This window comes from Deinococcus taeanensis (assembly GCF_020229735.1).
Classification (GTDB): domain Bacteria; phylum Deinococcota; class Deinococci; order Deinococcales; family Deinococcaceae; genus Deinococcus; species Deinococcus taeanensis.
The window spans coordinates 877,992-898,650 of the sequence record NZ_CP083455.1 but is presented as its reverse complement, the minus strand read 5'-3'; the positions used below and the strand labels follow the sequence as shown (position 1 = coordinate 898,650).

The window sequence follows — 20,659 nt, the reverse complement described above, 5'->3', positions numbered from 1 at the left end:
CGGCCGGACGCTACGGACCGCCGGGCTCGCCGCTGTGCAGCCCGAGGCTGCGCAGGGCGTCGCGCAGCAGGCGGCGTTCCTGCTCGGCCAGTTCGGTTTCGCCACGCTGCTCGTGCCACCGGATGAGGTCCTCACGGCTGTCGATGTCCAGGGGGTCACTGGTGACCAGCAGGCGCAACGCGTCGCGCCGGCGGGTGTCCGCGTTGGGCTGCGCGGCGGCGTGGGCGCGCAGCGCGTCGTGCAGCAGCCGCTCGGCCTGCGCGCGCTCCTCGGACAGTTCCGCCGGGAGGTCCGGCAGCACGCTCAGAGGGGCGGTCAGGGGGCGCAGCAGGTGCGCGAGGCCTTCGGTGTCCTGCTGCGTAACCGCGCGGCGCAGGTCGTCAAGGTCGCTGCGCACCGGGAACAGCAGGGACAGCATGCCGCGTTCCGTGCCGATCATGGGAACGCCGAAGGTGGAGCGCAGGTGGTACACGGCGGTCTGCAGACTCGCAAGTGGGTTCTTCGCGCCGGGCCAGAAGCGTTCCGCCAGTGGCTCGCGCGGCTGGGGGTGGTCAGACAGGGCCAGCGCCACGAGCAGCGCCGCACTTTTGCGCGTGGGGAAGTCCGTGAGCTGCACCTGCCGCCCGGCATGCGTGAAGCGTAGCGGCCCCACGGTCTGAATCCGCAGCGGAAACAGCTCACGGGTGGCCTGGTCGCTGGCGAGCGCGGCGAGAGGCACCGCCACCGGACTGTTCAGCAGGCTCAGGTACCCGTACGTGCGGATCAGGTTCAGCGCCTCGGTCAGGTCGTCTGGCCGGGCGCGGCGCAGCAGTGCGGCCACGAGTTCCAGACGCGCCTCTTCCTGCCGGGCCTCATCGATCAGGGCGTCCAGGGACTCACCGTTCAGGGTGGCGCTTTCCAGCTGCGCGCGCAGGCCCAGGGACCGCGCTTCCTCCAGGGCGGTGCGGGCGGCCGCCGGGTCGCGCAGTTCACGCAGCGCCTGGGCGCGCAGGAGGGCCGCCTCGGCCTGCAGGCTGCGGTCATCGGTGCGCACGCCGCGCAGGACGGTGAGGGCCTGCGCGGGTTCGCCGTTCAGCAGCAGCGTCAGGGCCTGCAGCCGGCTCAGCCACCCGGCGGTGGGCGGGTGGGGGTCCCGGCTGTGCAGTTCCTGCACGTCCTGCATGTGCCGGTGCGCCTGATCGAACTCTCCGAGATACAGGTGGCACTCGGCGATGTTCAGGTGCGTGAGGGCCTGCATCTGCGGGTTGGGGCGCAGGTGCAGCGCGCGGCGGTACGCTTCGAGCGCCTCGCGCAGCTGGCCGCGCCCGAAGTGCAGGGTGCCCAGGCTCTGGAGACTGCGGGCCTCGCGTTCCGGGTCACCCGCCTCGCGGAAGGCCGCGGCGGCGCGGTGCAGGCTGTGCTCCGCGTCGGCGTGACGGCCCAGCTGAATCAGGAGGGTGGCGCGGTTCTGGCTGGCTTCCCCGCCTGTCAGGCCGCCTGTCTGCGCGGCCTGCTGGAAGTCGTTCAGTGCAGCCTCGGCGTCGCCCTGCATGGCGCGCACCACGCCGCGGGCATTGTGCGCCAGCGCGGCGCCGTGATCGTGCAGGCCGGTCAGCGAGCGGGTGTACAGCGCTTCAGCGCTGTCCAGGTCTCCCGCGGCGCGGGCCAGCAGTCCGGCAAGGTACGCCGCCTGGGGTTCGCGGCGCCAGCGGTCCGGGAGGGGCCGCAGCGCGGCGCGCAGGGCGTCCTCGCGCTGGCTGGCGCGGGCAGTGAGGGTCAGCAGCTGCAGGTACGCGCCCCACAGGGCGGCGCGCGCCAGGGTGTGCAGGGCCGCGTCGGGCAGGCCCTCGTCCTCCAGCGTCTGCGCGGCCTTCTGGGCGAGGTCCGGGTCAGGATGAGGGCACAGCAGGTCCCGCAAGAAGGGTGGGAAGGACCAGCCGTGCGGTTCCGGCCACAGCCAGCCGCCGTCCTGCAGGTCGTGAAGGGTGTCGGGGGGAACGTCCAACGTGCGGGCCACCTGGGGCGTGACCGTGTGGGCAGTCGCCAGACGCTGCGCTGAGGCTCTCAGGTCCTCAGGCGGCAGGAGTGGGCCCAGCAGGGCCGCCGCCTGCGGGTGGAGGTGCAGGTGCGCCCCGTCCGGGTACAGGCGGGCCAGGGGAAGCGCCGCCGGCCAGCCGCGCGTGGCGTGGTGGGAGCGCGCGGACTGCTCGGCCGTCTGTCCGGGCAGGGCGGCCGCCCAGTCCTCCTCGTCAAGCAGCAGGTCCGTGTCGGCCAGCACCAGCGTGCCCCCCTGCTCCGGGGGCAACCGGAGCAGGTCACTGCGGCGCGCAGGACACCACAACCAGCTGGTGTCGCCGGGCGCAGGCGGCAGGGTGGTGACCTGCCACTGCCGCGCCTGGGCCCAGCGGCGCAGGGCGTTCACATTCAGGCCCACACCGACGGGGGCGGTCACGCCGCGCTGTTCTGCGTCCAGCAGGAGCAGCAGGCGGCGAGGCAGGTCGGTCACGTGCGCAGTATAGGTCGGGGGCGGGACAACCCTCATCCTCCGCATGAAAGAAAGGAGTGTCTTGATGTACTCTTCATGCTTCGCAGGAACCCGCCCGGATGGGGGCGGCCTTTGCCTTCCTTTGTGTTTTTTTTGAGGGTCGGCTGCTGGAATAGGTTCACGTTCCCGTTCCCACCCTATTCAAGGAGTTACCGATGAAACACGTCTCCACCATTGCCATGGGTCTGACCGTCCTTCTCGCCGCCTGTGGCCAGAGCACCCCTCAGGGCGCCACGCCCGCAGCCCAGGGCAAGCTCGGCGCGCAGGCCACCACCCTCTCGGCCTGCTCGGCGCTGTACGCCACCGCCCCCAGTGAAGTGCAGGTGGACAGCAGCATGCGCTACGGCCAGGTGGGCACCCTGATCCTCACCTTCCTGGATGACACCAGCAAGGGCCGCGCCATCACCTGGATGGACTCCAACCTGGACGTCGACCTCGGCAAGGGGCTGGGCGCCTTTGAGAACCTGCCGATCGTCGCCGTGGACACCCTGATCACCCCTGAACTGGTGAGCACGCTCAAGAGCACACTGGGCGGCCTGGCCTCCATCTACCAGGACGCGCCGCTGAGCTACAAGCTGGCCGAAAGCGTGAAGTTCATCGGGGCCGACACCGCGCGGAGCACGTACAGCGTGAGCGGCAAGGGCATCGGGGTGGGCATCATCGACTCGGGTGTGGACGGCACGCATCCGGACCTGGACCATATTGCGAAGAACGTGAAGCTCGCGGGCCCGCTCACCAGCTCTCCTGCAGGCGGCTACCTGTACGTGGACCTCCAGGACACCGACACCACCAGCGGTCACGGCACGCACGTGGCGAGCACCATCGGTGGCAGCGGTGAGGCCTCGGCCGGCAGTCCGCGCATGCGCCGCGGGGTGGCCCCAGGCGCCACCCTGGTGGGCGTGGGGGCCGGGGACGGCCTGAGCATCCTGTACGCCCTGCAGGGCTTCGACTACCTGATGAAGCCCGAGATCCGCGAAACGTACAACGTGCGCGTGATCAGCAACTCCTGGGGCAGCAGCGGCGAGTTCGCGCCGTACAACCCGATCAGCATCGCTGCCAAACGCGCCTACGACGCCGGCATGGTGGTCGTGTTCGCCGCCGGCAACGAAGGCCCCGGGGCCAACACCCTCAACCCGTACTCCGCGAGCCCCTGCGTGATCAGCGTCGCTGCGGGCGACAAGCAGGGCTACCTGGCGTCCTTCAGCAGCCGCGGCCGCGCCGGTGACGCCCTGGTCCACCCCGATATCACTGCCCCGGGCGTGAAGATCAGCGCCGCACGCGCCCTGACCGGCGTGGTGACCACACCCGACGCGGACAACCCCCGCTACTCGACCATCAGCGGGACGAGCATGGCCACCCCTCACATCAGCGGCGTCGTGGCCCTGATGCTGGAAGCCAACCCGAAACTGAACCTGGACGGCGTGCTGGATATCTTCAGCAGAACCAGCCGCGCCATGTACTACGTGGCCAGCGCCACGAACGGGTTCGATCCGGCCCAGGTGGTCGTGAAGAAACGCGAGGAGTGGGAGGTCGGGTACGGGTACGTGAACGCCGACGCGGCGGTGCGCGAGGCTGTGAAACTCAACCCCACGCGCTACACCGTGAAAACCACCAACCTGCCCAGCTGGAGCGGCACGGTGCAGACCGCCGTGTGCGCTCCCACGGTGGACTGCGTGCAGAACGCCCAGGACACCCACATCCTGAATGTGCCTGCTGGAGCCAGCGCGCTGCGCGTCAGCACCGAGTGGGGGAACCCGGCGCTGGACCTGGACCTGGAGGTCTACAACCCGGCGGGCCAGCTGGTGGGCTCCAGCGCGCAGGGGACCAGCACGGGCGAGGCCGTCAGTATTCCCAAACCCGTCGCGGGGAACTGGCGCGTGGTGCTCAAGGGATACCTGAACACGCCCACCACCTACACCGGCAGCGCGCAGGTTGATCAGATCGTCAAGCAGTAACGCGCAGCGTGAGGGCCGCCCAGGGAGTGTCTCCCTGGGCGGCCCTGCGCGTGCCCCATTAACAGCTGCGCTGCGGCCAGAGCCAGGCGCGCGGCCCTCAGAACCGCCGCTCGTGGGTTCGGGCGTGCCCAGCGGATGGCCCCCCCGATTCACCGTTCCTGCCCCCCACGCAGTCGGGCCCCCGGCGGGCTGCGCAGCGCAGAAGCTGCCGTTCCAAGCTCAGGCTGCCCAGCCTATGGTCGCGCGATACGACGCCCCACTGACCGGAGAACTGCCGGCCACACGCACGGGCGGATCATGGAGCGATTGCGCTTACCGGCGTGCCTGATCGGGTTACTGAACGCCCGGAACGTGCCCGTCGAGGTGACAGCATGGCGGAACCCAGGTGGGGAGCAGCCTGGTGATGGGTGCGTGTCGGCTGGCCTGCCGGGCGTCCTGTCTGGCCGGGCAGGATCTTCAGGCGTCTTTGTGCTTATCGGGTGGCCCATCCTGGCCGGGTGAAGCCGTCCACTGGAGAGCGCACTTGCCCGGCCGGACACCGCGGCCGTTGGGGTCATGGGGATGCCTGCGCCGTTGAGCGGCCGCCCAGCGGCGCAGCGCGGGGACACTCGCACTTGTCCCCAGCGGGCAGAAACGCGATGCTGCGCGGGCAGATGATCCGTCCGGGCAGGGCCACGCTCACGGTGCGCGGCGCGGCCGGAAGGCACAATAGGGAGCGATATGAAAAGAGATCTCACGACGACCGTGCTGGGCGCGGCCACCCTGCTCACGCTGCTGGTGGCGGTGGGGCTGGGCCTGAGTGCGCCGCTGGACCTCAACCAGGGGTCGCTGGTCCGGCTGATGTTCGTGCACGTGCCCACCGCGTGGCTCAGTTACCTCGCGTACGGCGGAACGGGACTGTTCGGGCTGCTGTACCTGATTCAGCGCCGCCGCCACTGGGACCGCCTGGCGATGGCCAGCGGGGAGATCGGGCTGCTGTTCACGGTGGCGACCATCGTGGGTGGCATGCTGTGGGCGAAACCCACCTGGGGCACGTACTGGGTCTGGGACGCGCGGCTGACCACCACAGCGCTGAGCCTGGTGGTGTACGGCGGGTACCTGCTGATCCGCACCCTGATTGACGACCCGGAGCGCCGCGCGCGCGTGTCGGCCGTGGTGGGGATCGTGGGGACGCTGTACGTCCCGGTGAACTACATGGCCGTGGAGTGGTGGCGGGGCGTTCACCAGACGCAGACGTTGAAACTGCTGGGCAAGCTGCGCTTTGACGCGGCGCCCATCTACGGGTGGGTGCTGCTGATCGCCACGCTGGCGTTCACGCTGCTGTACTTCTACCTGCTGCGGGTGCGGGGCGTGCTGGCAGCGCGGGAAGAGGCGCGCGAGGAACGTGAACTGATGGAAGGCGCGCCCGCGGCGCGCGTGGAGGCTGCCCGTGGATAAGTACTTCTGGTACGTGTTGCTGACGTACGTGGCCTCCTTCGGGGTGCTGTTCGGGTACCTGGCCTGGCTGTGGGCGCGCCTGCGGGGTCTGCGCGATGAGCAGGCGGCGGAGGCGCCGCGTTGACCGCTCCGTCGCCGGCCCCGCTGGGACAGGCGCGCCGCCGGCGGCGCAGTCCGCTGCCGGTGGTGCTGGGCGTGGCGGCCCTGGTGGGCCTGACCGCCACCATTGCGTTCGGGAACCTGAACAGGAGCCTGGAGTACTTCGTGACGCCCACCGAGTATGCGCAGCAGCGCGGGCAGCTCGAGGGGCGGCCCGTGCGGATCGGCGGACTGGTGAAAGGCGCGACGTACGACCCGCAGACCCTGAAACTTCAGTTCACGGTAACTGACGGCGGCGCGAGTTTCCCGGTGCAGTACCACGGGGCGGTCAGCGACCTGTTCAAGGAGAACCAGGGCGTGGTGGTGCGCGGTGAGTTTCACGGCACTACCTTCCAGGCCACTGACCTGGTCGTGAAGCACTCCGAGGAGTACAACGTGCCCCGGACGCAGGCGGAGCTCAAGGACATGCTCAAGACCGCGGAGTGAGGTCCTGGTGGCCACAGCGCCCGGCTGAAGCGGCGGGCAAGAGGTGAATGTGCTGAACCTGATCTCGTTTTCCTCCAGCGCGGCGGGCGCGCTGGGGCAGCTGAGTCTGCTGGGCGCGCTGCTGTTCAGCGTGGCGGGGCTGCTGCTGGCGTTACTCGGCGGCGCGCGCGGTGATGCCCGCGTGACTGAAGCGGCCCGGCGGGCCACCTGGGCGGTGTTCGCGCTGGTGTCGCTGGCAGCGCTGGTGCTCATGGCGGCCTTGTTGCGGGATGACTTCACGGTGCGGTACGTGGCGGCGCACTCCATGCGCGCCTCGCCCACCTGGGTGAAGGTTACGGGGCTGTGGGGCGCGCTGGAGGGCAGCATCCTGCTGTGGGCGTGGCTGCTGGCGGGGTTCACGTTCGTGCTGAGCCTGACGCTGCGCCGGGACGCCCTTCGCCCCTGGGCGCTGAGCGCCATGTTCGTCAGCCTGCTGTTCTTCGTGGGGGTGTGCGCGACGGTGGCGTCGCCGTTCACGCCGGTCGCGTCGGTGCTGACCGACGGGCGCGGCCCGAACCCGGCGCTGCAGAACCACTGGATGATGGCGGTCCACCCGGTGCTGCTGTACCTGGGGTTCGTGGGGCTGAGCGTGCCGTTCGCGTACGCCTGCGCGGCGCTGGTCACCGGGCGCCTGTCGGACCACTGGGTGGTGGTGACGCGCCGCTGGACGCTGGTCGCCTGGACGTTCCTGACGGCCGCGATCGTGGCCGGCGGCTGGTGGAGTTACGAGACGCTCGGCTGGGGCGGCTACTGGGCGTGGGACCCGGTGGAGAACGCGTCGTTCATTCCGTGGCTGCTAACCACCGCGTTCCTGCATTCCATTCAGATTCAGGAACGCCGCGGTCTCATGCGCGCGTGGAACGTGTGGCTGATCGTGCTGGCGTACGCGAGCACGGTGCTGGGCACCTTCCTGAACCGCAGCGGAATCGTGCAGAGCGTGCATGCCTTCGCGGGTGGGCCGGTGGGCCCGGTGTTCCTGGGATTCCTGGCGTTCCTGCTGCTGGGCGGGACGCTGCTGGCCGCGTGGCGCGCACCCCACCTGCGGGACGACGCGGACCCGCCCGCGCCGCTCAGCCGCGAGGCAGCGTTCCTGGCCGGCAACTGGCTGTTTCTGGTGTTCGCGGTGATGGTGCTGGTCGGCACCCTGTTTCCCACCATCGTGGAAGCCGTTCAGGGCCGCCGGGACGCCAGCGTCGGGCCGGCGTTCTACACCGCGTTCGCGCTGCCGCTGGGCCTGGGCCTGCTGCTGCTGATGGGCGTAGGCCCGCTGCTGCCGTGGCGCCGCGCGCAGGGACAGACCCTGTGGCGCGCGTTGCTGCCCCTGGTGGCCGCCGGGGCGGTCACGGCGCTGGTGGCGCTGGCACTTGGCGTGCGGCACGCTGGCGTGCTGGGCACCCTGGCGCTGAGTGCGTACAACCTGCTGGGCCTGGCGCTGCTGACGCTGCGCGCCGCCGGGCAGGCAGGCGGGCTGGGCCGCACCCTGCGCGCGCAGCCGCGCCGGTACGGCGCGTACCTCGCACACGCGGGGCTGGTCGTGGTGGCGCTGGGCCTGGCGTTCAGCGGCACGTACCGCCGGGACGCGCAGGTCACGCTGAACCTCAACCGCCCCGCGCACCTGCTCAATGAGGAGTTGCAGCTCACCCAGCTGGCCTCCGTGGACCGCCGGGACGGCCGTTCGGTCGTGGCGAGCGTCCTGATCGACGGCCAGCCGTTCCGGGCGCGCCTGAACACGTACGTTCAGGGCGGCAACACGGCCTTCCCGGCCCCCGCGGTCCGCTACGGTCTGACCGGCGACACGTACCTGGTCCTGACCAACGTGGATCCCAAGGGGCAGTGGGCCAGCGTGCGCCTGATCGAAAGTCCGCTGGTGGCGTGGCTGTGGTGGGGCACGCTGATCATCTGCGCCGGCGCAGCGTTCACGCTCGTCAGCCCGCAGCGCGCCGCGAGGCCTGTCCCAGCCCGCCTGGCGCCGGCCACCGACTGAAAGACCCTGTCCTGTACCTCTGGAGACTGCTCATGACCGATTCCCCCTCCCCTGCCCCGCGTGCTTCTCAGGCGGCGCCCGCGTGGCGCCGGCTGCTGCCTCCCGCCGTGGCCTTCGTGCTCGTGGCCGTGCTGGCGGTCGCGCTGCGCACCCCGGCCAGCAACAACCAGACAGGCGGCCCCCTGATCGGAAAGGCCGCGCCGGACTTCACTCTGGACAGTCTGGACGGCACGACACTCAGTCTGGCCAGCCTGAAGGGCCGGCCTGTGGTGGTGAACTTCTGGGCCTCCTGGTGCGAACCCTGCCGGGAGGAAGCGCCCATGTTCCGGGAACTCAGTGAGCGGCAGGACGCCCAGGGCGGGCTGGCCGTGGTGGGCATCCTGTTTCAGGAGACCAGCGAGAACAACGCCCGGAAGTTCATCCAGGAGTACGCGCTGGCCTACCCGAACCTGAAGGACCCCGGGATCAACACCGGCGTGAACTACGGCGTGTCGGGCATTCCGGAAACAGTGTTCATCGACCGCAACGGCGTGGTGCAGCACATGGACCGGGGTGGCCTGACCCGCGAGAAGATGAACGTGGGGCTCGCAAGGATCGGCGTGCCCGGCCTATGAGGCGCGCGCTGCTGCCACTGGCGCTGAGCCTGACCCTGCTGGGCCCGGCCCTCGCGGCGCCCCCCCTGAGTGGCGCGCAGGAGGCGCGGGCCCTGGCGATTGAGAAGAACCTTCGCTGTCCGCTGTGCGACACCGGGGAATCCATCGCGGACTCGCGCAGCACCATCAGCGTAAAGATGCGTGACTCGGTACGTGAACAGATTGCCGCCGGGCGGACCGACACGGACATCTACGTGTACTTCGCGCAGCGGTACGGAAATTTCGTGCTGCTCGACCCGCCCAAGAAGGGCCGGAACCTCCTGCTGTGGGGGGCCCCCCTGGCAGCCCTGGCCGTGGGGGGCGGGGCGCTGTGGGCGTTCCTCCGGCGGGGCCGCGCCGCGCCCTCCACCCCTGACCCTGCCACTGAGGACGGCGCGTTCGACCCGTTCCTGGCGCAGGTGCAGCGCGACACGCGCGGCCGGGGTGAAGGGTGAACGCGGCCACGCTACTGAACGTGCTTCTGCTCGTTCTGGTGCTGCTGGCCTGCGTGTGGCTGGTCACGGAACCCCTCAGAGGCGGCACGCCGCCGGACCCGGACGCGACCGAACGGGCCCGGCTGGAAACCGAACGGGCCCGGCTGTACGCGGACCTCGCCGCCCTGACGGACGAGACGCGCCGGCCGGACTTGGAGCGGCGCGCGGCGCTGACCCTGCGCGCGCTCGACGCCCTGCCTCCCGCGCCGCGCCCGGCCCGGCAGACACGCACGCTGGCCCTGACCCTGCTGGGCGGCGCCGCGCTGCTGACCGTGGTGGGCGCCCTGACCTTCGTGCCCCGCTGGCAACTGGCCAGCCTGGACCGGGGGGAAGCGGAGGACGTGCAGGCCACGCTGCGGCTCCCGGCCCTGAAAGCGCAGGCGGAACGGTCCGGCAGCAGCGCGGCGTACATGAACTGGGGCCGCGCGGCGTTCGACTCCTCGCAGTACGATCAGGCCGTCACCGCGTACGGCAACGCGCTGAAACTCAATCCGCGGCAGCCGGAGGCGCTGCGGCGCCTCGGCATTCTGCTGCTCACGCGGGGTGAGCAGACCGGGCAGGTGCCCAGCGCCGAGGACGCGCAGCGGGCGGCCCTGCTGATCCGCACAGCCGCGCAGCTGGCCCCGGACGAGCCCGAGTCTCAACTGCTGCTGGGGTTCGCGCTTGCCCGGTTCGGGGAGCAGCAGGCGGCGCTCACCGCGCTGGAACGCTACCGCACCCTGGACCCCCGTGGCCGCGACGCGGACGACCTGATCACCGCCATTCGCGCCCGTCAGAACAAGAGCACTCCGGGCCTGCGGGTGTACGCCGCCAGGTGCGCCTCCTGTCACGGGCCGAGCGGCGCCGGCGGAATTGGCCCCAGCCTGCGGGCCTCCACGCTGTCACGCGAGGCCCTGACGCAGGTCATCACGCAGGGGAAGGGCGCCATGCCCGCCTACCCCAATCTGAAGGGCACGGAACTGGCGGCGCTGCTCACTGTCCTCGAAGGCTGGCAGCAGGGCGCGGCCCGCCCGTGACCGGAAACGGTCAGTCCACGCGGCGCGTCACCCGGCGGGCCCTGCTGGACCGCTGGTGGCTGCTGCCCGTGGCAGGTACGGCCGGCGCGTTCGGGTACATGGGCTGGTACGCCACGCGCGTCACCTACGGCAAGCGCCAGCCTGGTGAGGCGCAGTTCCAGACTGCCGCGCCGCAGCACGTGGCCGACCTGGCGGCCCTGCGCGATGCCTGGAGCGAACGGACGTTCACGTACGCCGGGCGGCCCTGCACGGTCATGCGGGTCCCACGCGCCGTTCCAGGGGGACTGACCGCCGGGGACGTTCACCTCGCGGCGTTCTCACGGGTCTGCACGCACCTGGGGTGCAGCGTGAATCTGGTCCGGGACCCGGAAGTGCTGGCCTTCGCCTTTAACTACCGCCCGCCGGCAGACGAGCAGCACCCGCAGCTGGGTTGCCGCTGCCACTATTCGGTGTTCGATCCCCTGCGAGCCGGACAGGCCGTCTTCGGAAAGGCAAACGGGCCGCTGCCGCGGGTACGGCTGGAAATGCGGGGGGACGGCGTGTGGGCCACCGGTATCGAACCGGCCCCGCCGCTGGGCGGGTAGGGCACGTCGGCCAGGGCGTAGTGGCCACCTATGCCCCCATGGTGCTGCTGACCGGGACCACTTCAAAGACATCTGAAGTCGGTGTGAACCGACAAGTGAAGGGGGCATGCGTCAGCCCCTTTGGGGCACCTTCGAGGCGTACAACCCCCGTAAGCGTCCAGGCACCGGCACGAAACTGAGCTGGTCGCGTAAAGACCACCGTGATGCTCGTGGCTCGCCGAATGGCGACATTTGCCAGACTCATGCAGGCCGTTCGTGCAACATGAGGGGTCCAACCTTCAAGCCGGTCGCCCCCGGACGTCCCTTTTGCATTTCCCAGGGTCAGGAAGACAAGCATCAGAGCCCTCAACAGGTGTTTCATGTGGAGCCACAGCCTATCTCACGCCCGCAGACGCCGATGAGGCGAGCCTGAGCCAGGAAGAGGCGACACCCGTCAATGGCCAGGAGCCTCTTGACCCACCTGCCGTGGCCCGCCAGCGCCACGAGCAGGTGAGGGGCACGCGGTGACGCCCGCCAGTTTTCGAGGCGGGCAGGGCCACATTGGCGTTCGCACTGTCGCAGTTCAGGGGGGCCAGCCACAGGAAACCGGGCCGGACTGCCGAAGGCTCAACGTAGTCGGCACGGTGCAGCCTTCACGGCGCCTCTCCGGCTTTACGGAGGTATTTGACCAGCCGGTACGTTTGATCGGCATGGTCTCGGGCGATGGCGCCACGAGATCCTCCCTGCCAGACCGGGGTCGGCCCGCCGCAGTCACGTCTGGCAGGCTGGCGCGACGCTGCGCGGCACATTTCTCTGCGCCGGATCTGGACAGACCGTTCATGCTCCTGAGGCGGTCGGTGTTGAGCATCAGCAGCGCGAGCGCCCGGCTGTCTGCGGGGTAGGCGTGAGGCTCTGTTCAGCCAGCGTCAGGAGCAGGGTCGGTGGTGGCCAGTGGCGGCAGTTGGTGTTCCACTTCGTGCCGCGCAGTGATCCCGAACAAGGGTGCGCCCGCTGGGCGTTCCAACTCCGCTCCGGGTGGGCCTGGCGCCGCAGCGGAGTTCCCCGCCGGTATGGCGGGCGCCGTGGTCCCGGAGGCGTGAGACAACGCCCTCGCCGGACACAACGAATCGTTCCCGGGCGTTGGGATTGAGAGCCGCCCGCCAAGGTGGAGTACGACGATTTCCGCGCCAGGGCGGTGAATAACGAAGCGGTGCGCAAGGACCACCCGGAGCAGCGTAGGGTCATAAAACGGGGCCAGCGCGAACGGCACCGAGGAGATCAGGGAGATGCCTTCCTCCACGCAGGGTTGAAGTTGAGGCCCCTGGTCAGGCCTGCGCCTGCCAGCAGCCTGTGGACGAGGCGCGGCTGCTCCGTGGCCCTTCGTTCTAGGCTGGGGGGCATGCAGTCCCTTACGTTTACCAGCGGCGACCTGAATGCCGCCGCGGCAGTGGTCCGGGCCAGTGCCCGGCACCTGCAGGCTCAGGGCCGTACCCTCTGGACGCCGGAGAGTGTCACGCCAGAGCGCCTCGCGCGGCACTACCCGGCACCCACCTGGCAGGTGGCCTGGCGTGGCGCCGGGCCTGTGGGCGCGTACGCGCTGCTGCCCAGCGACCCTCCTTTCTGGCCGGACGACCCGGCCCACGAGGCCCTGTACCTGCACAAGCTGGCGGTGCATCCGGACGCGCAGGGGCAGGGGCTGGGCCGCACGCTGCTGGCGCACGCAGTGGACCTGACGCGCGCGGCGGAGCGGCCGTGGCTGAAGCTGGATACCGCCGTGACACGCCCGGCGCTGCAGCGCCTGTACGAGGATTTCGGGTTCGAGCGCGTGGGGGAACGTGACGTGTTCGACTTCCGGGTGGTGCTGTACCGGTACCCGGTTCTGGCAGTTCCCTGCCGTTCACGCTGACGCAAGGGCGGTCAGGTGGTCGGCGTGACCACTGTGCTGTCCTCTGGAAGCGGCTCTGGTCACGCCTGCGGCAGGTGGCGTGTCCGGAGATCACCGGGGCGTGGTGTGGTCTAAGGTCAGACAGGCGGGCGGCGTGGTTCCGTGGTCACGAGGCCACCGGGGTAGCATGAGGGCGATGTCGCTGCCGCTGATCGTGAGTGCCGGAGAAGCCCTGATTGACCTTGTGACGGCCGGGGGAAGCTCCTGGCAGGCCCATACGGGCGGCGCAGGCTGGAACGTCGCGCGGGCGTGCGCGGCACTGGGCGTCCCCAGCGCCTTTGCGGGCGCGGTCGGGGACGACAACTTCGGCGATGACCTGACGCGCGCCTCACAGCAGGCCGGGCTGGATCTGCGTTTCCTGCAGCGGGTGGCGGCCCCGACCCTGATGGCCGTGGTGTACTCGGCCAGCCCCCCGGCGTACCGGTTCCTGGGAGAGAACAGCGCGGACCTGCACTTCGACCCGGCGCGGCTGCCCGCCGGCTGGCTGAACGCAGCGCGGTGGCTGCATGTGGGCGGCATCAGTCTCAGCCGCTGGCCGCTGGCCGACACGCTGCTGGGCGTGATCGACTCGGCCCGTACGGCTGGCATGAAAGTCAGTTTCGACCCGAACGCGCGCATCACGCACCGGCATCCGGATTACCCGGCGGTGTTCGAGTCCGTGGCGCGGCGCGCTGACCTGATGAAGTTCAGTGACGAGGACCTCCAGTTCTTTTTTCCGGACCTCAGTGAGGCCGACGTGCTTCGCCGCCTGCGGGGCATGAACGCGAAAGCACCCATCGTGGTGACGCGCGGCGCCGCTGGCGCGACGCTGTATCACGCGGCCGGGCACGCGTCCCTGCCGGCCGCGCCGGTGCAGGTGGTGGACACCGTGGGCGCGGGTGACGCCCTGTGCGCGGGCCTGCTGGTGAGCGCCACCGAACGCCCGGACGCGTTGTGGACCGAGCACCTGGGTGTGGGGCTGCGGGCGGCGGCCGCGGCCTGCTCGCATGCCGGGGCCTACGCGCCCACACGCGCCGAGATTGGCCTGAGCTGAGGTCTGGCCCCGCCCGCCTGGGCGTGTCAGATGACGAGGTGGGCGTCGTCGTGTTCGGCCATCATCCGCACGAACGCTTCAACGTACTGCGGGTCGAACTGCTGCCCGGCCTGCATGCGGATCTCGCTCACGGCCCGGTCGCGCGTCCAGGCGGGCTTGTAGGGGCGGGCGTTCGTGAGGGCGTCGAACACGTCCACGATGGTGAACAGACGGGCGGTGTCCGGGATGCTCTGACCGCGCAGGCCACTGGGGTACCCGGTGCCGTCCCAGCGCTCGTGGTGGTAGCGCACGAGGTCCAGCGTTTCAGCGGGCAGGAAATGCAGGTCCTGCAACATGTCGTACCCGATGGTGCTGTGCGTCTGGATGACCTTGCGTTCCTCGAAATCCAGTGGCCCGCGTTTGTGCAGCACGGCGTCAGGAATGGCAAGCTTGCCCAGGTCGTGCAGGTAGGCGCCCCAGCGCAGCGCCTTGACCTGGTCCTCGTCCCAGCCGAGGCGGCGGGCCAGGCGGACGCTCATGGTCACGACGCGGGTGGTGTGGCCTCCGGTGTCGTCGTCGCGGTGTTCCAGCGCTGCGCCCAGTGAGCGCAGGGTCAGGTCGTTGGCGTCGCGCAGGTCGCGGATGGCGTTCCACTGGCCCAGCTGAGCGCCGAGCAGACGCGCGAAGGACGCCACGACACTTTTCTCGTCCTCGTCGAAGGGTTCGGTGTCGTTGCGGGTCAGGATCAGCACGCCCAGGGGGTTGGAGGCCCGGCCGTACACCGGCGCGACGTGGTGGCGGCGCCGCTGGCTCTTCTTCAGGAGGGCCAGGGCCTCCTCGGCCACCCAGTGGTCGGCCTGCACGCTGCGACTGTCGTTGTCGCTGGGGTACATGGGGCGCTCCAGGAAGGCTTCGAAGGCGCCCTTGGCGGCCAGGATATGCGGCGTGCCGTGACGGTACGCCACGAACGCGAGGTTCGGCGCGACCTGCAGTTTATCCAGGATGCCGACGCCGGCGCGGATGATCGCGTCGGCGTCGCGCGCATCGGCAAGGCGTTCACTGCCGGCATGCAGCGCGGCGATGGTGTTGCGCTGCCACGCCAGTTCCCGCACGGTGTGCTGCTCGTGCAGGAGCCGGAAGCCCAGGCCGCCGAGGACCAGCAGCGCCCCGAGCAGGTCCAGCAGTCCGGCGCGCGCACCGGGCAGGGCGAGCGACAGCACGAACGCCACGGCGTACCCGGCCAGCGGTGCAAAGCGCAGCGGGCCAGGCGTACTGACCGTCGCGGCGGCCATCAGGAGGGCGGCGCCGGCCATCAGGGGGTACTGGAACTCCACTGCGGAGTACAGCAGCAGGCCGGCGGCGCCGATGAGCGCAGCGGTAGACCAGATGGTCGGGCGGGACACGCCCCGGAGTCTATCACTCACCTTCAGATTCTTTAAAGATAAAGGGGGACTGCCCGCCCGCCAGGGGCAGTGGGCGGGCCTATGCGGGTTGCAGTTCGATCCGGCGGTTGCGCGCGTCCACGTGCACCACGCGGGGCTGCAGGGTGCGGGCCTCCTCTTCGGTGTACTGGCCGTACGCGGCAATGATGACCAGATCGCCGGGCTGCACGAGGTGAGCCGCCGCGCCGTTGATGCCGATCACGCCGCTGCCGCGCGGGCCGCTCAGGGCGTAGGTGCTGAGGCGGTTGCCGTTCGTGATGTTGTAGATGTCCACCCGTTCGTTCACGAGGATGTCGGCGGCGTCCAGCAGTTCCTGATCGATAGTGACGCTTCCCACGTAGTCGAGGTCGGCCTGCGTGACGGTCGCGCGGTGAATCTTGGCCCTGAACATGATGCGTTCCACGAGCGGGCATTGTACCCGCCGGGCAGAGCGCTGCGCGTGCGGTCGGGCCGGCGCGCTCAGGGGTCGGGAGGACTCCCGTCCACGAACACGGTTTTCTGATCGGTGTAGTGCACCTGCCCGGCGGGCGCGCCCTTGGGCCGCCACACATGCTTGATCCGGGTGTAGTCCACGGGCACGTTGCTGCTGCCGCGCGCCTTGCTGTGAGCCGCGGCGAGACGGGCGGCGTACAGGATGTCCGGCAGGTCCAGGTCCCGTCCGCCGGTGCGGACAAGCACGTGGCTGCCGGGGTACCCCTGCGCGTGGAACCAGAAGTCCAGGCTGCGCCCGATCCGGTGGGTCAGGGTGGCGTTTTCCTTGTTGTTGCGGCCCACCAGCGCTTCGAATCCGCCGGGCGTGGTGTACCGTGCGCCGTAGGGGCTCTTCTCGGGACGCTCACTCTGCACCCGGACGGCCAGGGTTTCGAGCTGCTCGAGCGTGGCGCTGTCGAGGTCCTGCACGCGCGCCTCCGCTTCGGTCAGTTCGGCGCGCAGGGCTTCCTCGCGTTCGGCGAGGCGCAGGTACACGTCCTCACGGCGCCGGGCGCGGGCGTAGCGTTTCTCGGCGTTCTGCACGGCGCTCAGCTGCGGCTCCAGTGACACGGGCCGCTCTCCGCTGCCGTCGAAGGCACTCAGGGTCACGCTGCTGGCGCCGGCGGGCACGGTGTGCTGGTAGGCCATCAGCAGGTCGGCCTCCTCGCGGTCGCGGGCGGCGTCCGCCAGCCCGGTCTCGGCGCGCGCCACGTCAGACAGCTGGTTGCGCAGCAGGGTCACGCGTTTTTCCAGCGGTTCACGCAGCGCCTTGCGCAGGGTCACGGCCTTCTCCGTGCGGGCCGCCTCGCGCGCGCCGTCGTGCATGACCCCCTCACTGACGGTGGGGTCCTGCACCAGGGTCTGCACGGCCCTCAGAGCGGCGGGCCAGTGGTCCCCGGGTTCCTGGTCGGGGCGCAGGTCGGCGCGGCGGGCGAGTTCGGCGCTCAGCAGTGGACCCAGGCCGTCAAGCCGTTCCCGCCACCGCCCGACCGGCAGGTGCCGCAGGTCGCGGGCCTGGTCTTCGGTCAGGGTGCGCGGGTCGAGTTTCTCGTACGGCGGTGGGGGCGCGTAGCGGCCGCCCGTGCGGATCGTCCGGAAGCGGTTGCGGCTGCCGGTGATCTCGCGCGCGGCCATCACGATCCGGCCCCCGAAGCCTTCCCCTTCGTCCAGAACGAGCAGGTTGGCATTGCGGCCGGTCACCTCGAACAGCAGGCGGGTGGGCGGCTGGTCCACGAAACCGGTCTCTCCGGCGAAGTGCAGCGCGATGACCCGGTCGAGTTTCAGCTGTTCGGCGCGCAGCAGGTCACCCCGGACGCGCGCCGCGAGGTACCGCTGGAAGGGACTGCGCGGCTCGCCCCGCAGCCGCTCGCGTGACAGGAACACCACCGGCTGAGGCGGGCGGTAGGCCAGGACGAGGTTGCTGCGGCCCTCCAGTCCCGGACCTTCCAGGAGGAGGGCGGCAGTGGTTTCATCCGGAAACACCCAGCCGAGGGTGCGCAGGGGCAGGGTGGGGCCGAGGTCACGCAGGACGCGCGCGAGCATCAACCCTTCCATGGGGGACCTCCGGCAGAACAGGGCAGGGACGGGCTCATCCGGGCATGCTAGCAGGGGGCATGCACGGCGCGGGCGCCGGAAGGAATCTTTCCCTTCCGGCGCCCGCGTGGGCCGCGACTGGGATTACCAGAAGTTGCCGAGGCGGAAGTAGAACTTCCCGTTGCCCGTCTGGGGGCTGAAGCCGTAGTCGAAGCGCAGGCTGGGCAGCAGGGAGCCGCCAATCCCGAGGTTCAGCTGCACGCCCGCGCCGATGCCGTACTTCAGGTTGAAGTCGGTGTTGGTGGCGCTGCCGCCCCAGGCGCTGCCAGCGTCCGCGAACACCACGCCGTACAGGCCCTGGGCGATGCCGGCTTTCAGTCCGAAGTCGTACCGGTACTCGGCGCTGGCGGTCAGGTAGTTCGTGCCGAACAGCTCGCCGTCCTTGAGGCCGCGGATCTGGCGGCCGGTGCTGACGCTGCCGCCGCCCACGGCGTACCCGGTGCCGGCGGGCGCGGTGTCGGCGCCGAGGATGGTGCCGGCGTTGGCGCGCACGGCGAAGACCTGCTGGCGGGTCGTGACGCCCAGGTCCTTCTCCAGGGTGCGGCCCAGGCCGTAGTAGGTGCTGACGCCGGCGTTCAGGTCACCCCAGCGCAGGGCCAGGTCGCCCTGACGGCCAAAGTTGTACCCGGCGGCGGCGCTGGCGCGCACGCCGCGGCTGGGAAACTCGCCGTTGTCGCTGCTGTCGTAGTTCAGCGCGGTGCTCACGCGGGTGGTGAGGTTCGTGTCGGGCAGCAGGGCCTGCGCGTCGCCCTGCGTGAACGTGCGGGACTGCTCGGCGCCGGCGGCGTCCTTGTACGTGACGGTGTTCTTGTCGTCGCTCTGCAGCGGCTCCAGGAAGTAGGTCTTGTAACTCACGCCGGCGGCCACGCTGGCCGTCAGGTTGCGCGCGAGGTTACGTCCGGCGCTGACGCTGAAGGACGTGTCGCGCACGGTGTAATCCCAGCCGGTGTCGGTCTTGGCAGGCGTGTCGGTGTCGCGGCTGACCAGGGCGTTGTTGCCGCTGACGTTGGTGCCGGCGTTCATGCTGAGGCTCGTGCGGGTCTTGCGGAAGTCGAGGAAGTCAATGTCCAGCCAGGGAATGGCGTACCCGACGTTCGCCACGAGGTTCTGCCCGGCTTCGTTCTGCTGGCCGCCCAGGCTGACGCTGAAGGTGTGCCCCAGGCCGAAGGCGTTGTTGTTCGTGTAGGCCGCGTCCCCGCCGAAGCCGCCGTTGAAGGCGTCGTAGCTCAGGCCCAGGTTGACGGGAATGCCGGTCTTCGTTTCGGCGACGCCGAGCACGTAGGTGATGCTTTCAGGGTTCTGCGGGTCGCTGCGCACGCTCTCGGTGACCACCCGCACGAAGCCCAGGCGGGCGATGCGGCCCAGGGCGGCGTTCAGCTCGGTGCGGTTGAACGCCGCGCCGGGTGCGGGCAGTTCGCGCAGAAGCACGCGGTCTTTGGTGTTGTGCGCGCCCTGCCACTGCAGTTCGTACCCGGCGACCTTCACCTCGCGGATGGTGTAGGTGAGGGTGCCGTCCTGGTAGCCAATGGCGTCGCGGGTGCTGATCTCGTAGCCCTTCTTGCGGTACGCGTCGCGCAGCGCCAGGAAGTCCTGCTGGGCCAGCTGAGGGCTGTACACGTCGCCCACCCTGGTCTTCAGGGCGGCCTGCAGGGTGGCGATGGGAATCAGGGTGTTGCCCTGAATCTGAATGGCTTTCACAGGCCCGGTCGCCACGCCGGCCGACCCGAACAGCACGGTGACCTGGGCGGGGTTTTCGGGGTTGGCCTGCAGCGCGAAGCCCACGGGCTTGCCGGTCTGGTTGGAGAGGGTACGCACGTCAGCCTGCAGCCTGCTGAGGCTGACGGCCTGCCCGGGCACCGTCTGGAGGGTCACCTGGGGATTCCCAAGATCGCTGAGGTCCACGGCAGTGACCCTGCCCTCGACGGTGCGGATCTTCAGGACGCCGCCCTCGAGGGTGCTGTTCTGGGTGTCCACGCCGGCCTGGACGTACCCGGCGGCGTCGTAGGCCTGCTGAAGCTGCTGCACGGCGGCGTAGTACGCCTCGGGCGTGAAGCGGCGGGCGTCGTAGAGGGGCTTGAAGATGCTGGTCACCGTGCTGGCAGGCAGCAGCGTGACACCCTCGACCTCCACGCGGCTGAGGGGCGCGGTCTCGTCAACCACGAAGTTCACGTTGGCGGTGCCGTCGGCGTTGGGTTTCACCTCCGCGCTGATGCTGGGCGCGAACGGGTACCCCTCGCTCTGGAAGTTCTGCGCGAGGGCCTCCTTGGCTTCCTCGACGCGCTGGCTGTTCAGCGTGGCGCCCGGCGCGACGTTCAGCAGGTCCGCGACGCTTTTCTTGAAGCCTTCGGCGGGCAGGAAGGTCAGGCCCGTGATGGTGACGTCCTTGATGGTCGCGTTCGGCACGACGGTAATGACCAGGGTGTCCTTGCCAGCCACGGTGCGCAGTTCGGCCACGGCACTCTTGAAGTAGCCGGTCGCCACGACCTCCTGCTCCACCTGCCGCAGGTTGATGCCCGACAGGGGCGTGCCGGTCTGGGCGCTGAGGGTCGCGCGGATGAAATTGGCCAGCAGTTCGCTGGTGCCGACCACGGTCACGTCCTGCACGGTTCCGGCCGTCTGGGCGACGGCAGGCGCGGCAAGAAGGACGGTCACGGCGAGCGTCATGGGGTGTCGCATGCTTCTCCTAGTGTCGCACACCCGTGGAAATCGCCCCCGCCGCTGCTGCTGGCCGGGGGCTGGGCGGTGTGCACTGCTGCTCACACTTGCGGCACAAAGGCTGAGAAGGGTGAAGGTTTTGTGCGGCGCACTTGGGAAGCGGCCCCGGCGCCCGCTCTGCGCCCCCACACGGCGTACTGCAGTTATGAGAATCTCGTGATCAGGTGCGGGGAGCTGCTCACGAAACGCGCACTTGAGCCGCACCGGCCCCTGGGAGAGAATAGGTGTGTGAATTCTGAACCTATGCAGGGA

Annotated in this window: 16 protein-coding genes; 11 read left to right on the top strand and 5 right to left on the bottom strand. The window is 70.0% G+C overall.

The genetic code is table 11. From position 1 onward, the window contains the following. Positions 1-10: 10 nt before the first annotated feature. Entirely contained in the window at positions 11-2,485 is a 2,475-nt protein-coding gene (locus LAJ19_RS04340; RefSeq protein WP_225477080.1) for a tetratricopeptide repeat protein, read from the bottom strand. 194 nt (positions 2,486-2,679) lie between these two features. On the opposite strand from LAJ19_RS04340, the gene LAJ19_RS04335 reads away from it, so the two are divergent. The 11 genes from LAJ19_RS04335 (at position 2,680) to LAJ19_RS04290 (ending at position 14,207) form a co-directional block, all read left to right on the top strand. Further along, the gene (locus LAJ19_RS04335; RefSeq protein ID WP_225477079.1) at positions 2,680-4,479 is read left to right on the top strand and encodes a S8 family serine peptidase; all 1,800 of its coding nucleotides are present in this window, start codon (positions 2,680-2,682) and stop codon (positions 4,477-4,479) included. Positions 4,480-5,199: 720 nt separating this feature from the next. After that, positions 5,200-5,916 (top strand): cytochrome c biogenesis protein CcsA, encoded by a 717-nt coding sequence (gene ccsA, locus LAJ19_RS04330; protein ID WP_225477078.1) that lies wholly within the window; start codon positions 5,200-5,202, stop codon positions 5,914-5,916. After that, positions 5,909-6,040, top strand: coding sequence for a hypothetical protein (locus tag LAJ19_RS21660; protein WP_255639843.1), 132 nt, complete (start codon positions 5,909-5,911; stop codon positions 6,038-6,040). The genes ccsA and LAJ19_RS21660 overlap by 8 nt, the downstream gene beginning before the upstream one ends. Beyond that, positions 6,037-6,501 carry a cytochrome c maturation protein CcmE gene (gene ccmE / locus LAJ19_RS04325; protein WP_225477077.1) on the top strand — a complete coding sequence of 155 codons (465 nt, stop codon included), beginning with the start codon at positions 6,037-6,039 and terminating at the stop codon, positions 6,499-6,501. The genes LAJ19_RS21660 and ccmE overlap by 4 nt, the downstream gene beginning before the upstream one ends. 49 nt (positions 6,502-6,550) lie before the next feature. Beyond that, complete coding sequence (locus LAJ19_RS04320; protein ID WP_225477076.1) at positions 6,551-8,524, top strand: heme lyase CcmF/NrfE family subunit; 1,974 nt, start codon at positions 6,551-6,553, stop codon at positions 8,522-8,524. Positions 8,525-8,556: 32 nt separating this feature from the next. After that, positions 8,557-9,138 (top strand): TlpA family protein disulfide reductase, encoded by a 582-nt coding sequence (locus LAJ19_RS04315; RefSeq protein ID WP_225477075.1) that lies wholly within the window; start codon positions 8,557-8,559, stop codon positions 9,136-9,138. Next, positions 9,135-9,611, top strand: a complete 477-nt coding sequence (locus LAJ19_RS04310) for a cytochrome c-type biogenesis protein (protein ID WP_225477074.1) — start codon at positions 9,135-9,137, stop codon at positions 9,609-9,611. Before LAJ19_RS04315 ends, LAJ19_RS04310 begins: the two co-directional genes overlap by 4 nt. 20 nt (positions 9,612-9,631) lie before the next feature. After that, positions 9,632-10,666, top strand: coding sequence for a c-type cytochrome (locus LAJ19_RS04305; RefSeq protein ID WP_225477073.1), 1,035 nt, complete (start codon positions 9,632-9,634; stop codon positions 10,664-10,666). Then, positions 10,663-11,250, top strand: a complete 588-nt coding sequence (locus tag LAJ19_RS04300; RefSeq protein ID WP_225477072.1) for a QcrA and Rieske domain-containing protein — start codon at positions 10,663-10,665, stop codon at positions 11,248-11,250. Before LAJ19_RS04305 ends, LAJ19_RS04300 begins: the two co-directional genes overlap by 4 nt. A 1,378-nt stretch (positions 11,251-12,628) precedes the next feature. Continuing rightward, positions 12,629-13,135 carry a GNAT family N-acetyltransferase gene (locus LAJ19_RS04295; protein ID WP_225477071.1) on the top strand — a complete coding sequence of 169 codons (507 nt, stop codon included), beginning with the start codon at positions 12,629-12,631 and terminating at the stop codon, positions 13,133-13,135. A gap of 175 nt (positions 13,136-13,310) precedes the next feature. Further along, on the top strand, positions 13,311-14,207 hold the full coding sequence (locus LAJ19_RS04290; RefSeq protein ID WP_225477070.1) for a carbohydrate kinase family protein: 897 nt from the start codon (positions 13,311-13,313) through the stop codon (positions 14,205-14,207). A 26-nt stretch (positions 14,208-14,233) separates the two neighbouring features. Here LAJ19_RS04290 and LAJ19_RS04285 read toward each other — a convergent pair whose 3' ends face one another. From LAJ19_RS04285 to bamA, 4 genes are all read right to left on the bottom strand, one after another. Further along, a complete protein-coding gene (locus LAJ19_RS04285; protein ID WP_349774826.1) occupies positions 14,234-15,589 on the bottom strand; it encodes an HD-GYP domain-containing protein in 1,356 nt (451 codons plus the stop codon). A 79-nt stretch (positions 15,590-15,668) separates the two neighbouring features. Further along, a complete protein-coding gene (gene panD / locus LAJ19_RS04280) occupies positions 15,669-16,031 on the bottom strand; it encodes an aspartate 1-decarboxylase (protein WP_225477069.1) in 363 nt (120 codons plus the stop codon). 56 nt (positions 16,032-16,087) lie between these two features. Further along, positions 16,088-17,653 carry an Rqc2 family fibronectin-binding protein gene (locus tag LAJ19_RS04275; RefSeq protein ID WP_225477068.1) on the bottom strand — a complete coding sequence of 522 codons (1,566 nt, stop codon included), beginning with the start codon at positions 17,651-17,653 and terminating at the stop codon, positions 16,088-16,090. A gap of 123 nt (positions 17,654-17,776) precedes the next feature. Next, complete coding sequence (bamA, locus tag LAJ19_RS04270) at positions 17,777-20,368, bottom strand: outer membrane protein assembly factor BamA (RefSeq protein WP_225477067.1); 2,592 nt, start codon at positions 20,366-20,368, stop codon at positions 17,777-17,779. Positions 20,369-20,659 lie beyond the last annotated feature (291 nt).

What these genes read in the sequence shown, in the direction of transcription:
- LAJ19_RS04295 (WP_225477071.1), top strand. Translation starts at nt 12,629, where the DNA reads ATGCAGTCCCTTACGTTTACCAGCGGCGACCTGAATGCCGCCGCGGCA.
- LAJ19_RS04335 (WP_225477079.1), top strand. Translation starts at nt 2,680, where the DNA reads ATGAAACACGTCTCCACCATTGCCATGGGTCTGACCGTCCTTCTCGCC.
- bamA (WP_225477067.1), bottom strand. Translation starts at nt 20,368, where the DNA reads ATGCGACACCCCATGACGCTCGCCGTGACCGTCCTTCTTGCCGCGCCT.
- LAJ19_RS04290 (WP_225477070.1), top strand. Translation starts at nt 13,311, where the DNA reads ATGTCGCTGCCGCTGATCGTGAGTGCCGGAGAAGCCCTGATTGACCTT.
- ccsA (WP_225477078.1), top strand. Translation starts at nt 5,200, where the DNA reads ATGAAAAGAGATCTCACGACGACCGTGCTGGGCGCGGCCACCCTGCTC.
- LAJ19_RS04315 (WP_225477075.1), top strand. Translation starts at nt 8,557, where the DNA reads ATGACCGATTCCCCCTCCCCTGCCCCGCGTGCTTCTCAGGCGGCGCCC.
- LAJ19_RS04310 (WP_225477074.1), top strand. Translation starts at nt 9,135, where the DNA reads ATGAGGCGCGCGCTGCTGCCACTGGCGCTGAGCCTGACCCTGCTGGGC.
- LAJ19_RS04275 (WP_225477068.1), bottom strand. Translation starts at nt 17,653, where the DNA reads ATGGAAGGGTTGATGCTCGCGCGCGTCCTGCGTGACCTCGGCCCCACC.